This window comes from Labrenzia sp. THAF187b (genome assembly GCF_009363375.1).
In the GTDB taxonomy this organism is placed as follows: domain Bacteria; phylum Pseudomonadota; class Alphaproteobacteria; order Rhizobiales; family Stappiaceae; genus Roseibium; species Roseibium algicola.
In genome coordinates, this window is the sequence record NZ_CP045344.1 from 4,521,897 (window position 1) to 4,534,366 (window position 12,470).

At 56.7% G+C, this 12,470-nt stretch carries 12 protein-coding genes; 2 read left to right on the forward strand and 10 right to left on the reverse strand.

Features of this window, described 5'->3' with window-relative positions:
• Positions 1 to 70: 70 nt before the first annotated feature.
• The 8 genes from paaZ to FIV03_RS20875 form a co-directional block, all read right to left on the reverse strand.
• Entirely contained in the window at positions 71 to 2,119 is a 2,049-nt protein-coding gene (paaZ, locus tag FIV03_RS20840) for a phenylacetic acid degradation bifunctional protein PaaZ (RefSeq protein ID WP_152510829.1), read from the reverse strand.
• A 31-nt stretch (positions 2,120 to 2,150) separates the two neighbouring features.
• Entirely contained in the window at positions 2,151 to 3,224 is a 1,074-nt protein-coding gene (gene paaE, locus FIV03_RS20845) for a 1,2-phenylacetyl-CoA epoxidase subunit PaaE (protein WP_152510830.1), read from the reverse strand.
• A gap of 127 nt (positions 3,225 to 3,351) precedes the next feature.
• Positions 3,352 to 3,864, reverse strand: a complete 513-nt coding sequence (paaD, locus tag FIV03_RS20850) for a 1,2-phenylacetyl-CoA epoxidase subunit PaaD (protein ID WP_152510831.1) — start codon at positions 3,862 to 3,864, stop codon at positions 3,352 to 3,354.
• A 4-nt stretch (positions 3,865 to 3,868) separates the two neighbouring features.
• Entirely contained in the window at positions 3,869 to 4,645 is a 777-nt protein-coding gene (paaC, locus tag FIV03_RS20855) for a 1,2-phenylacetyl-CoA epoxidase subunit PaaC (protein ID WP_152510832.1), read from the reverse strand.
• Positions 4,645 to 4,929: a 1,2-phenylacetyl-CoA epoxidase subunit PaaB gene (paaB, locus tag FIV03_RS20860; RefSeq protein ID WP_152510833.1), complete on the reverse strand. Its 285-nt coding sequence runs from the start codon at positions 4,927 to 4,929 to the stop codon at positions 4,645 to 4,647. The genes paaC and paaB overlap by 1 nt, the downstream gene beginning before the upstream one ends.
• Before the next feature lie 16 nt (positions 4,930 to 4,945).
• Complete coding sequence (locus FIV03_RS20865) at positions 4,946 to 5,428, reverse strand: DUF3291 domain-containing protein (RefSeq protein ID WP_152510834.1); 483 nt, start codon at positions 5,426 to 5,428, stop codon at positions 4,946 to 4,948.
• Between the two features lie 5 nt (positions 5,429 to 5,433).
• Positions 5,434 to 6,426 carry a 1,2-phenylacetyl-CoA epoxidase subunit PaaA gene (paaA, locus tag FIV03_RS20870; protein WP_022998701.1) on the reverse strand — a complete coding sequence of 331 codons (993 nt, stop codon included), beginning with the start codon at positions 6,424 to 6,426 and terminating at the stop codon, positions 5,434 to 5,436.
• Between the two features lie 129 nt (positions 6,427 to 6,555).
• On the reverse strand, positions 6,556 to 7,416 hold the full coding sequence (locus tag FIV03_RS20875; RefSeq protein WP_152510835.1) for a PaaX family transcriptional regulator C-terminal domain-containing protein: 861 nt from the start codon (positions 7,414 to 7,416) through the stop codon (positions 6,556 to 6,558).
• A gap of 171 nt (positions 7,417 to 7,587) precedes the next feature.
• On the opposite strand from FIV03_RS20875, the gene FIV03_RS20880 reads away from it, so the two are divergent.
• Positions 7,588 to 8,733 (forward strand): zinc ABC transporter substrate-binding protein, encoded by a 1,146-nt coding sequence (locus FIV03_RS20880; RefSeq protein WP_152510836.1) that lies wholly within the window; start codon positions 7,588 to 7,590, stop codon positions 8,731 to 8,733.
• An 80-nt stretch (positions 8,734 to 8,813) separates the two neighbouring features.
• Here FIV03_RS20880 and FIV03_RS20885 read toward each other — a convergent pair whose 3' ends face one another.
• Positions 8,814 to 10,703 carry a L,D-transpeptidase family protein gene (locus FIV03_RS20885; protein WP_209009731.1) on the reverse strand — a complete coding sequence of 630 codons (1,890 nt, stop codon included), beginning with the start codon at positions 10,701 to 10,703 and terminating at the stop codon, positions 8,814 to 8,816.
• A 530-nt stretch (positions 10,704 to 11,233) separates the two neighbouring features.
• On the opposite strand from FIV03_RS20885, the gene FIV03_RS20890 reads away from it, so the two are divergent.
• Positions 11,234 to 11,710 carry a hypothetical protein gene (locus FIV03_RS20890; protein WP_152510838.1) on the forward strand — a complete coding sequence of 159 codons (477 nt, stop codon included), beginning with the start codon at positions 11,234 to 11,236 and terminating at the stop codon, positions 11,708 to 11,710.
• A 61-nt stretch (positions 11,711 to 11,771) separates the two neighbouring features.
• Here FIV03_RS20890 and FIV03_RS20895 read toward each other — a convergent pair whose 3' ends face one another.
• Positions 11,772 to 12,323, reverse strand: a complete 552-nt coding sequence (locus FIV03_RS20895) for a single-stranded DNA-binding protein (RefSeq protein WP_152510839.1) — start codon at positions 12,321 to 12,323, stop codon at positions 11,772 to 11,774.
• Positions 12,324 to 12,470: the final 147 nt, after the last annotated feature.

The following is a 12,470-nucleotide window of genomic DNA, read 5'->3' on the forward strand; positions in this document are numbered from 1 at the left end:
TTCCAGACCTTTCGCCAAAGAAAAAGGCCACCTGATCAGGTGGCCTTTTTCATTTGGATATGTGGTTGACTTACGCAGACATCGGCCATTCCTTGGCGACCAATGTCAGAACGTCGTACTGGGCAACAGCTTCATCATTCTGGTTGGTCACAAGACAATCCCACCGCACTTCGCCATAGTCTGCTGAAATACGCGGCGAAATCTCCTTGGCGGTCAACTGAACCTTGAGTGCATCACCTGCGTTCACCGGCGTCATGAAACGCAGATTATCAACGCCGTAATTCGCCAGCACCGGACCTTCATCAGGATCGACGAACAGACCGGCGGCGAAGGAAACAATCAGATAGCCATGTGCCACGCGGCCTTCGAAGAACGGGTTCCGTTTCGCAGCGGCTTCATCCATATGCGCATAGAAGGTGTCGCCGGTGAACTTGGCAAAATGCTCGATATCTTCCAGGGAAACTTCCCGTGCCCCGGTGTTCAGCTGATCGCCGATCTTGAGGTCGGCCAATGACTTGCGGAACGGGTGCCGGCTGTCTTCCTGACCTGGTGCACCGGAAATCCAGCGGCCGGTCACTGCGCCCAGCAAGGCGGGCGTTCCCTGGACCGCCGTCCGTTGCATGTAATGTTTGACCGAGCGCAGGCCGCCAAGTTCTTCGCCGCCACCTGCCCGGCCCGGTCCGCCGTGCACAAGCATGGGCAAGGGAGAACCATGTCCGGTTGAAGACTTTGCACTCTTCCGATTGCCGATCATGACGCGTCCATGGAAAGGCGCCATGCCGAGAACGGCTTCCTCGGCAACCAAGGGGTCGTTTGTGAACAGCGAGGCAACAAGAGAGCCCTTGCCCTTGTGGGTGAGTTCGACCGCTTCCTCCAGCTCGTCGTAGGGCATCAATGTCGCAACCGGTCCGAACGCTTCGACCGAATGAATCGCTTCTGCGCTCATCGGGTTGGCGCAATGCAAAAGTACGGGAGCCGCGAACGCGCCGGTTGCGGGGCTTGAGCCGTCAAGATCAGAAACGATCTCAGCTTCCACCTTCAGATCACTTACGCGCGCAAGCACTTCCTCACGCTGACCGACTGAAGCGAGTGGCCCCATCGACACCGCTTCGTCTCGCGGATCTCCGATCACGGCCTTCCCGAGCCGCTTACCGAGCGCATCAGCAACCGCATCGGACAAATTGCGCGGCACGATGACCCGGCGGATCGCAGTGCACTTCTGCCCTGCCTTCACGGTCATTTCCCGGGCAACTTCCTTGATGAAGAGGTCAAATTCGGGATCTTCAGGGCTGACATCCGGCCCCAGAACCGCAGCATTGAGGCTGTCGGCCTCCATGGAGAAGCGAACGGAATTCTGCACGATTGCCGGGTTCCGACGCAGCATTTGTCCGGTGGCGGCGGATCCGGTGAAGGTAACAACATCCTGTCCCGAGACATGGTCGATCAGATCTCCCGCCGACCCGCAAAGAAGCTGAAGCGAGCCTTCAGGAAGAATGCCGGTCGCCAGAATGTGGCGAACCATCAGCTCGGTCAGATAAGCAGTCTGGCTGGCTGGCTTGACCAGGCAGGGTACGCCCGCGATCAGGGCGGGGGCGATCTTTTCCAGCATTCCCCAGCAGGGGAAGTTGAAGGCGTTGATATGAACGGCAATACCGCGCAGTGGTGTCAGCACATGCTGCCCTGAAAAACTATTGTCCCGTGACAGCGGCTCCACCGCACCTTCGACGAACACCCGGGTGTTCGGCATCTCGCGACGGGCCTTGGAGGAATAGGCGAACATGGTGCCAATGCCGCCTTCAATATCGATCCAGCTGTCCTTGCGCGTTGCCCCGGTCGCGAAACTCTCCTGGTAGAAGATTTCCTTTTGCTCGGTCAGCGCCTGCGCAAGGGTTTTCAGCATCAAGGCGCGCTCGTGGTAGGTCATCTTGCGCAAGGCCTTGCCACCGGTGTCACGCCCCCAGGCAAGTGCCTCGGCAAGGTCCAGACCGGATGCGTCGATCGCGGCGACAGGCGCACCGGTTGCAGCGTCAAGCAGTGGCTTTCCCTCGGCTTTGCCTTGCCTCCAGCTGCCAGCGAGATAGCTTTCCAAAACGCGGACTTTTTGCGGATGAACGGTCATATTGAATTCCAGTTCTTGAAACGGAATGGTCTCAGGCGTCGTAAGTCACGACGAGGCGTTTGCTCAGCGGCCGCGACTGGCATGTCAGAACGTAGCCATCCCGAATTTCGTCGTCTTCCAGAGCATGATTGGCCGCCATTTCGACCTCACCTTCCAGCACCTTGCCGCGGCATGTGGAACACACGCCTGCACAGCAGGAATATGGTGCATCGATGTTGTGACGATGCGCTGCTTCCAGAATGGTCTCGCCCGGTTCCATGTGGATTTCCCGCGTGGTGCCGTCGATGGTCAACCGAAGATCGGCCTCCTTCGCTGAACCTTCAATGACCTCCGGCCGCAGCCGTGCCGGCAAACGCCCCGGCTGGTCGGACTTGAACAGTTCCTGCCGTATCTTGTCCGCCGCAACACCGCGCGCTTCCAGGCTGCCACGAACGGTTTCCATCATGCCGTGAGGACCGCAAAGAAAAGCAATATCAATGTCCTGAGGATCGATCAGCGTATCGAAGAGATCGTTCAGCTTCTCCTCATCGACGCGGCCGGAAAACAGCTCGGTGTCCTGCGCATCGCTTTTGAGAATGTGGATCACTTGCAGGCGACCGAGATACCGGTTTTTCAGATCCTCCAGTTCCTCTCGGAACATGATCGAGGATATCTGCCGGTTGGCATAGACCAGTGTGAACTGAGAATTCGGCTCGCGGGCCAGTACTGTCTTCAGGATCGACAGGATCGGTGTAATGCCAGATCCACCGGCGAAACCGACGTAGAAACGTGCGAGATCAGGTTCGATCGGGGCGTTGAAGCTGCCGAGTGGCGGCATGGCCTCGACCATGTCTCCCGGCCGCATGCTTTCATGCGCCCAGCAGGAAAAAGCACCTCCGTCGACGCGCTTGATCCCGACCTTCAGGGCACCGTCTTCGGTCCCGGCACAGATTGAGTAGCAACGGCGCACCTCGTGTCCGTCGAAGTCACGCCGGAAGGTCAGATATTGCCCCTGCTCGAAACGGAACAGATCCTGTTCCTCAGACTGCGGCTGAAGGGTCACAACGACGGAATCTCTCGTATCCGGCGTTACGTCAGTCACTGTCAGCGCATGAAACCGCGACATGCATGTCCTCCCGAAACATGATCTGCTGCACCCTGCCGATATCGACAAAAACGGATGCCAAAAAACTCAGGACGGCCAATGGAATCTTTTCACCTACCCGTGCGTCCCGACCAATTGCAGTGCCCTCTCAGTGGCACTTGAAGTAATCGAATGGCTCCAGGCACGACCGGCAGCGATAAGCCGCCTTGCAGGGCGTGGAGCCAAACTGGCTGACCTTTTCCGTGTTTTCCGAACCACAGCGAGGACAGGAGACCTGAAAGCTCCCCTGACCTGTCAGCCGCGCGACCCTTCCGGCTGCCGAACTGTCCGAACCGGTTCCGTCTACCGGCGGTGCAATGCCGTAGGCACGCAATTTCGCCCGGCCCTCCTGCGTCAGCCAATCGGTCGTCCACGGCGGACTGAGCTGCTGCTGAAGACGCACCTTGGAAACTCCGCATTCCAGCAACTTGGTTTCGATGTCCAGATTGATCACCGCTGTTGCCGGGCAGCCGCTGTAGGTCGGCGTAACGGTTACAACAAGCGTTTCGTCTTGCCAGGAGACGTCACGAATAACGCCCAGGTCCGTCAGGGACAGAACCGGAATTTCCGGATCGGGGATCTCGGAAAGCCATTGCCAAACCGTGTCCATGGAAACAGGCATCGGATCACCAGGTTGCGCCGGGATAGGCCCGCTGCAGGAACTGCATTTCTGCCAGCATGTGCCCCAGGTGTTCCGAATGACGACCAGTCAAGCCGCCCATATGGGCGAAGTCGCTTTCCGGCAAGGTAAGCGTAGCCTCATCCAGAACAGCTTCGACTGTTTCTTTCCATTCCGCTTTCAAGGAGGCCGCATCTGGAGCAAGCCCTGCTTCCGCCATCGCGGTGTCGATGGCGTCACTGGCGAACATTTCACCGGTGTAGGGCCACAACGCATCAAGAGCCTGCTGCATGCGGCGATGGCTCTCTTCAGTACCGTCTCCTAGACGGATCACGAGGTCCGCGGATCGGTCGAGATGGTAGGCAACCTCCTTGCCAGCCTTCGCTGCAATGGCAGCGATCCGCTCGTCCTTCGAGCTTTTCAGGGCCTCGAGCAAGGGAACCTGATAAGCATCGATCAGGAACTGCCTCATCAACGTCTGGCCAAAATCACCATTTGGCTGTTCTGCCAGCAGGAAGTTGCGAAAGTCCCAGGCGTCACGAAGGTAAGCCAGCTCATTTTCGCCGCGCCCCTTGCCTTCGACTTCACCGGCAAGGCCCAGCCACATACGAGCCTGCCCGATTAGATCGAGCGCGACATTGGCGAGCGCGATATCCTCTTCCAGGACAGGAGAATGCCCGCACCATTCCGAAACGCGGTGCCCCAGAACAAGCGCGGTATCGCCTCTGCGCAGTAACCATTCGAAGAGAGTGTCGCGTGCGACTAGTTCGTCTTTTCTGGTCATCACATTTTTCCGACTTCATCCGGAATGTCGTAAAAACTTGGGTGACGATAGATCTTGTCCATGGACGGCTCGAACAAGGAATCCTTCGCGCCCGGATCAGAAGCAGTGATCTGTGCCGACGGCACGACCCAGATCGAAACGCCTTCCTTGCGGCGCGTATAGACGTCGCGCGCATTCTTGATCGCCATTTCAGCGTCCGGTGCATGCAGTGACCCTACATGGCGATGATTGAGACCATGCTGGCCGCGAATAAAGACCTCCCAGAGGGGCCATTCCTTTTTCATGATTTCCTCCGAAATGTCAGGCTACAGAACTTGAGCATCGTGCCGACCGCCACAGATTGGCGTCTTTCACATGCTCCCAGCCGAAGGCAAGATCCGTTGACCCGTGCTCGTTCAGATAGTCGAGCTTCTGCCAGGCTTCTTCGAGCGTTGGCACATGGCCGGCGGCAACCGGCCACATGACAAAATGCATGCGCTCCATCACTTCAAACCATTCCGCCCGTCGGTCGTAAATGCGTTTGTGAACGGTCTTGAACACGAAGTTTTCCAGAGACCCGACGTCCGTCCATACCGAAAGGTTCGGGATGACCAACGGGTCGCTTTCGCGCGTCATGGAAACCGCGTTGCCAGCCTCATCCTTCAAGCGCCAGACAAATCCGTTGCTGCGTTCGGCGGCGGCGTTTACCCGGTTCAGATTGTTGACGAAATCGGCAATCCGCGGATCGTTGATATCGTAACGGAGCCGAGCCACATTCAATTCAGCCAGGTGAGTTTCGGTCATGGCGCTTACTCGGCCGCGGTTCTGGCAGCGACCCGCTTGTCAGCATGCGCCATCAACCCGTCACGCACCCAGGCACCATCTTCCCAGGCCGTCACCCGGGCTTCCATACGTTCCCGGTTGCAAGGACCGTTGCCCTTGAGAACTTCGAAAAACTCGCTCCAGTCCGGTTCGGAAAAATCGTAACCGCCCTTTTCCTCGTTCCACCTGAGGTTCTCGTCAGGAACTGTCAGCCCGAGATACTCAGCCTGGGGAACGGTCTGATCGACAAACTTCTGGCGCAGCTCGTCGTTGGTGTTGATCTTGATCTTCCAGGCCATCGACTGGGCGGAATGGACAGAGTCCTTGTCCGACGGACCGAACATCATCAACGACGGATACCAGAACCTGTTCAAGGCATCCTGCGCCATGCGGCGCTGCGCTTCCGAACCCTTCGCCATCTTCATCATGATGTCGTAGCCCTGGCGCTGGTGGAAGCTTTCTTCCTTGCAGATACGGATCATCGCCCGCGAGTACGGCCCGAAGGACGTGCGCTGCAAGGGCACCTGGTTCATGATTGCCGCGCCATCCACCAACCATCCGACGGCACCGATATCGGCCCACGTCAGGGTTGGGTAATTGAAGATCGAGGAATATTTCATTTTGCCGGCGTGGAGCAGCTCGATCAACTCGTCGCGGCTGACGCCGAGGGTTTCTGCCGCACAGTAGAGATAAAGGCCATGGCCTGCCTCATCCTGAACCTTGGCGAGCAGGATTGCCTTGCGCTCGAGTGTAGGCGCACGGGTTATCCAATTGCCTTCCGGCAACTGGCCGACAATTTCCGAATGAGCATGCTGACCGATCTGACGGATCAGGGTCTTGCGATAGCCTTCCGGCATCCAGTCCGTGGGTTCGATTTTCTCACCACGGTCAATGCGTTCCTGAAAGGCTCTTTCCTCGTCCGTCATCTCCGCGAGAGAGAGAACTTTGGTCGAGTCGGTTTTTACCATCTGGGCATACATGACGCCTCCTTTCGTCATGTTGAATTTCCAAAAGGATACCTCACAACACATCACAGAAAAAGCATGAAATTAATTATTTTTGTGATGTTTTGTCGCCTGCTTCAGAAAATTGGTGAAACACCTTAGACCTCAATGAGTTAGGGAAAGTGACCGCATACGTTCCTGCACCGCATCCGGAGTGGCCGGCAGTGGGCCGTCCTGATTCAACAGTTTCCGACCGATGTAACTGTCGGCTGCAGGAGAAAGGCCAGCGTAGAGCGCGGCGAACAACGAACGCGCTTCATATCCGGCCCAGTCTGCCGGCAGGACCGAGCGTGGCAGGCGGGGATCCCGCAGGCGAATGCCACGATAGGCATGCACCAATGCCAGTCGGAACAACAGTGCTGACGGAGGCGCAACACCATCTGCGATCAGGTTCTGCATGGGTTTGAAGTGCGAGACGAAGCCTGTGTAGTCCCGAGCCAGCAGCTCCAGTCCGAATGAGGAAGCAGCTATTTTTTCCAGTTCACCTGATTTCAGGTTCAAAGCCGATGCGCGAAACGCAGTACCAAGGACGGGGCGTCCCGGTCTGTCGGCACCGATGTAGACATTTCCCTCAAGTGACGCGAAACCAAACCGCATCAGAACGGCCTGATCCGCTGCTTCCGTACAACGGGTCAACAGCCAGCCACAATCCGGATCCTCAGGGCCATAGAACAAGTCTGCCGCCAGGTGATATTCCTCCCGGGCATCCGGCGTCAGAGCGTAAAAGCTTCGCCTGCCTTCCCTCTCACCTTTCAACTGGCCTTTTGAAACCAGGCGAGACACCGCGGTCCTGACAAGCGATTCATTAACACTGAAGCCGGCGCAAAGGCTGATCAAGTCTCCCATCCACAGCACGCCGCCACGCGGTTCAACGATATCGCCGTAGATGGTCACGATCAGCTGCGCAGCCTTGGGCGGAAAGGGCCGCAGGAAACTGTCAGCAAGTATTTCGGTTCCGGTGTGCATGAAGCTTCTGATCCGTCAGCATTTTTCTAAAGCTTATCTGTACGGCGGCTGCAAACCAAGATGTTCACGGATGCTCTCGACAACATTCCGGCGAAAGTGGACTTGAAAACCCGATTTTTGAACGTTATAAAATAACACGTTATAAAATTACATCATCCTGAAGGCCCTCCTATGCCCCTCACCTTCTCCGCCATCAAGAACAGCGCCTGCATGTCACTCAATCTGACGGCTCCCGCAGCAGCAGCACTTGTGACCCTGACAGCGAATGCGCACGCCGACGCCCCAAGTGTCGTCACGTCCATCAAACCGATCCATTCCATCGCGTCGGCTGTTATGGAAGGTGTCGGGACGCCCTATGTTCTTGTCGACGGCGCCTCCTCTCCTCATGGCTATGCGCTGAAACCGTCGCAGGCATTTCTACTACAGGGAGCCGATGTGGTGTTCTGGGTTGGGCCAGAACTGGCTCCCTCGCTGAAGAAGCCGATCGAAACCATGGCCAAGAATGCTGTAACGGTCGAACTGATCGATGCGTCTGGAATTCATCAACTCGACATTCGCGAAGGTGCCAGCTTCGACGCCCATGATCACGATCATGACGATGGGCACAGTGGCGAAGAGCATGCGCATGATCATGCAGAAGAAGATGACCACGAACACGCTGGCGGCGAACATGATCACGAAGAAGGCGAACATGAACATGCCGGCCACGAACATGATGACGACGACAGCCACGCCGAGGCCCATGACCACTCGGGTCACGACCACGACGCAGAGCATCAGCACGCGGCACATGAGGCTGTCGATCCGCATATCTGGCTGAACCCGGAAAACGGCATCGAGATCGCAAAAATCATGGCAGATACCCTGGCGAAACAGGATCCTGCCAATGCCGAAACCTACAAGAAGAATGCAGCGGCGTTTTCCAAGCGGATCGCGTCACTCGATCAGGACATTTCCGCTGAACTGGCTCCGTTTGCAGACAAAAAGTTCATCGTCTTCCACGATGCCTATCATCATTTCGAACATCACTATGAAATCGAGGCCAGCGGATCGGTTACCGTTTCTCCGGAAGCTCTGGCGAGTGCAGACCGAATTCAGGAAATCCAGGGCAAGATCAAGGACCTCGGCGTAAGCTGCGTTTTTCAGGAACCGCAATTTGACGCAAAGCTGGTTTCGGTTGTTCTGGAAGGCAGCAGCGCACGGTCAGGTACGCTTGACCCGCTGGGCACCGATCTTGAAAATGGCCCGGACCTTTATCCGCAACTTCTGAAGGGGCTTTCAAGCTCTCTGAAGGAATGCCTCGGCGGCGCCTCCTGATATTGCCTCTTCGAGAGGGCAAACAAAAAAGCCGCCGGAGGTCACCCCTTCGGCGGCTTTTTTTGTTCTGTAATGCCAGATCAGGAGGTTCTGACTTTTTCCCGTTCTGCTTCGGTTTTCTCGATGGCTTTCAACAGATGCATGTCCCTGTCGTAGACGTCGGTATAGAATGCAACCGTCCCGTCCAGCTCAGGCCACGCCGTGAAGTAGGACACATAAACCGGAATATCACCGGTCACCTGTTCTTGCTGGTTCTGACCGCCCGAAATACGCGAGCTCACGTAATCCTTGGATTTGCCGAGAACCGCAGCGGCCATGGCCTTCGGATCCTGCAGACGGATGCAGCCATGGCTGTATGCGCGCATATCCTTGTTGAAGAGGTTCTTTGACGGCGTATCGTGCATGTAGATGTGATGCCTGTTCGGGAACAGGATCTTGACTTCGCCAAGCGCGTTCGAGCTACCCGGGTACTGGCGGACGTTGACCGATTGCTGTTTGGAAGCAACCGCGTACCAGTCGACTGCAGAAGACGAAACCTGCCGGCCGCCTGGTGTCGTTACCTCATAACCGGCGCGGTCGAGATAGCTCGGGTCGTTTGCCAGTTTCGGCAGCATTTCATTGACAATGATCGAATACGGCACACCCCAATAGGGATTGTATTCAACGATTTCGATCTTGTCGTAGAAGAAGTTGGTCTGATTGGATTTCTTGCCGACAACCACCCGCATGCTCAATGGCGCTTCGTCAGGCGCGGTATAGGTCGCGGTGAAGGCAGCCTGATTGATGAAAACCTTGCGTTCGCCGAGCTCTTCGGGAAGCCAGCGGCTGCGCTCCATTGCCAGTTCGACCTTGGCGATCTTCGCTGCGTTGGTTTCGCCGACCATCGCATTGATGGTATTCTTGCCGATGATACCATCCGGCGTGAGCTTGGCTTCCTTCTGGAAAGCCTTCACCAGCTCAACGAGTTCCGGAGAATAAAGTTCAGCGCCATCATAGGCAGTCAGCGTCTCTCCATGAGCCGTCTTGAGTTCCTCTGAGCCGTTCTTGGCGATCGCGGCGACGATGTTCTTCATTTCCGGGCTGGATTTGCCAGCCTTCAGGAAAGTGCCGGGCGCGATGACGATCTGGTCGGCGTCTTCATCTTCTGCTCGCAAGCGGGCCAACTCTTCGGTCAGCTTGCGGAAATGTTCACTCTGAGGCTGCGCTTTGCCAACTGCTGTTTCGGCATTGGCCGCTGCCTTGAAGCCTTCCAGGGCTGCAACGAGATCGACTTCATGCCTCGGAAGATCGTGATATTCTGAAATCCGGTTCGGATCGACACGTCCGCGCCTGGAATCCAGAACATATGTCAGAACGGCTGCACTCATCTCCATCTCGAACCGCATCGTGGCGGCATCGAGTGCCTCTCCTTCAAGACCTTCAGTAACGGGAAGATCGACGACATAGTCTTCCGGGTTCAGCGCAAATTTGCCTGTTTCAGCGAGACTGCTGCGGACCGCGATAGCCTTTTCTGTCGGCTTACCGTCTTTCACCCAGACGAAATCGGGATGCTCACGATAGAATGAAATGACTGCAGAACCCACTTCCGGAAGGACGGTGAGCGACATGTCTTTCAATGCAGGACGTGCCGTGTCGAATGCGGTCAGAACGACCGGAGCCTGTGGCAGGCTATCGCTTTCGGTGCTCGGGGCATCCGTCGATTCAACGGGCTGGACATCAGGCTTCACCTCGGCGGACTTGATCTCCGACAGTTCAGCCAGCGAAACCTTCTTCCAGCTGTCGGCCGTGTAATTGAGGTAGCGCGGCGCAGAGACCTTTGCGGTAACAACCTTCTTGCGAAGATCCTGCTGGCGCTCACGCTCCTGCTGCCGGCGATGCGCTTCCGGATTGAACAGACGCTGGAACAACCCCTGCGCGGAAGCAGGCTCAACCGAGACCAAGTTAAAACCGGAAAAAAGCACCGTTGCCATCAAGCCAGCCCTGAGGGACGTCCCCAGGACAGAACGTTTCGGTTTTTTCCTGGTACATTCGCTCAGTGCCATTGCATTCGCTCGCATTGTCTAAACCCGCTTATTTTAAATCTTTTCGAACCTGACGCCTTGCCCAAGTCACCAGGGTTTTATTGCTTCCCTGCAAGGATCGAAGGCTGTTCGGCATATCCGCCGAGGATGTTCTTCATCCGAGCGTGATATGGCAACGCAGTTACCGAGCATCCGGTCCCGCGACCCGATTCCCGGAAACTGCGCCCGTAAACCGTTTGATACTATAACAGGGTTCATCAGATGGTTAAGGGGCGCCGTCTTACACAGGTTTGAAATCAGTCGACTGTGACGATTATGCCTCGTTGCTGACAGTACAACTGCCCACCATCACGGTGCCAGAAACGGCAGAACTGCAGCCGTTTGGAAAAACAACCTGGCGTGATTGGCATCACGCCGCCTACTTCGTCAAAGGGGTATCTACGGCTTCACGAGTACGTGAGACATTACCGGAGAGCCAAATGCCGTTTCAATTCAATGTTGGTGACCATTCGTCACCGATCTGGAAATACACAAGTTTCAACTCTTCCCAGTATTCAAAGCTGAAATGGGCCAGAAACAAGCTTTTCAAGATGGTCAAGAACAACCCGGGATGTAATGCCTATTTCCGGACGCTGCCCAAGGGGCGAAGCTTGTCGGACATGATCAGCGACAGCTCGATTTGGGTGAATTACGGACCGACCATTTCACCGCTACATGGGGAAATCCACGTTCCTTCCGGGGAAATCGCGGTTGGTGACCGGGCTTTTAAAATGGGCAGGTGGATGGTGCTGGCCACCATCATTCATGAATTCGCGCATCACAACGGCGCCCCGATTACGGGTGGCGACACACGCGCAGAAGAAGCCGTCTATCACTGCGGTCTCGGCAGTGCGAAGGAATATTACGACGGCGTCGATGACCCGAGCACGCCTTACGACCCAAACGTCGGCGGTTGATCAACATACCCTGGTGCGCGGCCCCAAAGCATGGGACCGCACCCGGTAGGGCAGAAAAAGATCAGAACGGAATTTCGTCGTCCATGGGGCCGCCACCGCCGCCGGACGGACCGCCGTAACCGCCACCGCTGCTGGATCCGCCGCCGTAGCCACCACCGAAATTCCCACCGGAACCGGAACCACCGCCGCCGAAGCCACCTCCGCCGCCTTGTGAGTCATTGCCGTAATCGGGAAGACCGCCGGATGCACCGCCACCTTCGCCGCGGCCGTCAAGCATGGTCAGGTTGGAGTTGAAGCCCTGCAGCACGATCTCGGTGGAGTACCGGTCCTGACCGGACTGATCCTGCCATTTGCGGGTCTGAAGCTGGCCTTCGAGATAAACCTTTGATCCCTTGCGCAGGTATTGCTCCGCAACTTTGCAAAGACCGTCGTTGAAGATCACGACACGGTGCCACTCCGTCTTTTCTCGGCGCTCACCGGTGTTTCGGTCGCGCCAGGATTCCGACGTCGCAATCCGGAGATTGGCGATCGGGCGGCCATCCTGCGTACGGCGGATTTCCGGGTCTGCTCCCAGATTGCCGACCAAAATTACTTTGTTGACGCTGCCCGCCATACTGAACTCCTGTTTGTTTTTCGTTGACCCCGCCGACGATGTTCGTGTGCTTCTCCGGCACGTGTCGATAAACGGTCAACGTTGCAAGCTTTGCTGCTAGAAACCAGAACCCTAACGGCACGCCAACAGCTTCGCCGCTATTTTCGC

Bases quoted from the DNA above. Each gene is read 5' to 3' on its own strand.
- FIV03_RS20880 (WP_152510836.1), top strand. From the start codon at position 7,588: ATGCCCCTCACCTTCTCCGCCATCAAGAACAGCGCCTGCATGTCACTC.
- FIV03_RS20890 (WP_152510838.1), top strand. From the start codon at position 11,234: ATGCCGTTTCAATTCAATGTTGGTGACCATTCGTCACCGATCTGGAAA.
- paaC (WP_152510832.1), bottom strand. From the start codon at position 4,645: ATGACCAGAAAAGACGAACTAGTCGCACGCGACACTCTCTTCGAATGG.
- FIV03_RS20865 (WP_152510834.1), bottom strand. From the start codon at position 5,428: ATGACCGAAACTCACCTGGCTGAATTGAATGTGGCTCGGCTCCGTTAC.
- paaA (WP_022998701.1), bottom strand. From the start codon at position 6,426: ATGTATGCCCAGATGGTAAAAACCGACTCGACCAAAGTTCTCTCTCTC.
- FIV03_RS20875 (WP_152510835.1), bottom strand. From the start codon at position 7,416: ATGCACACCGGAACCGAAATACTTGCTGACAGTTTCCTGCGGCCCTTT.
- FIV03_RS20885 (WP_209009731.1), bottom strand. From the start codon at position 10,703: ATGGCAACGGTGCTTTTTTCCGGTTTTAACTTGGTCTCGGTTGAGCCT.
- paaZ (WP_152510829.1), bottom strand. From the start codon at position 2,119: ATGACCGTTCATCCGCAAAAAGTCCGCGTTTTGGAAAGCTATCTCGCT.
- FIV03_RS20895 (WP_152510839.1), bottom strand. From the start codon at position 12,323: ATGGCGGGCAGCGTCAACAAAGTAATTTTGGTCGGCAATCTGGGAGCA.
- paaE (WP_152510830.1), bottom strand. From the start codon at position 3,224: ATGTCGCGGTTTCATGCGCTGACAGTGACTGACGTAACGCCGGATACG.
- paaB (WP_152510833.1), bottom strand. From the start codon at position 4,929: ATGAAAAAGGAATGGCCCCTCTGGGAGGTCTTTATTCGCGGCCAGCAT.
- paaD (WP_152510831.1), bottom strand. From the start codon at position 3,864: ATGCCTGTTTCCATGGACACGGTTTGGCAATGGCTTTCCGAGATCCCC.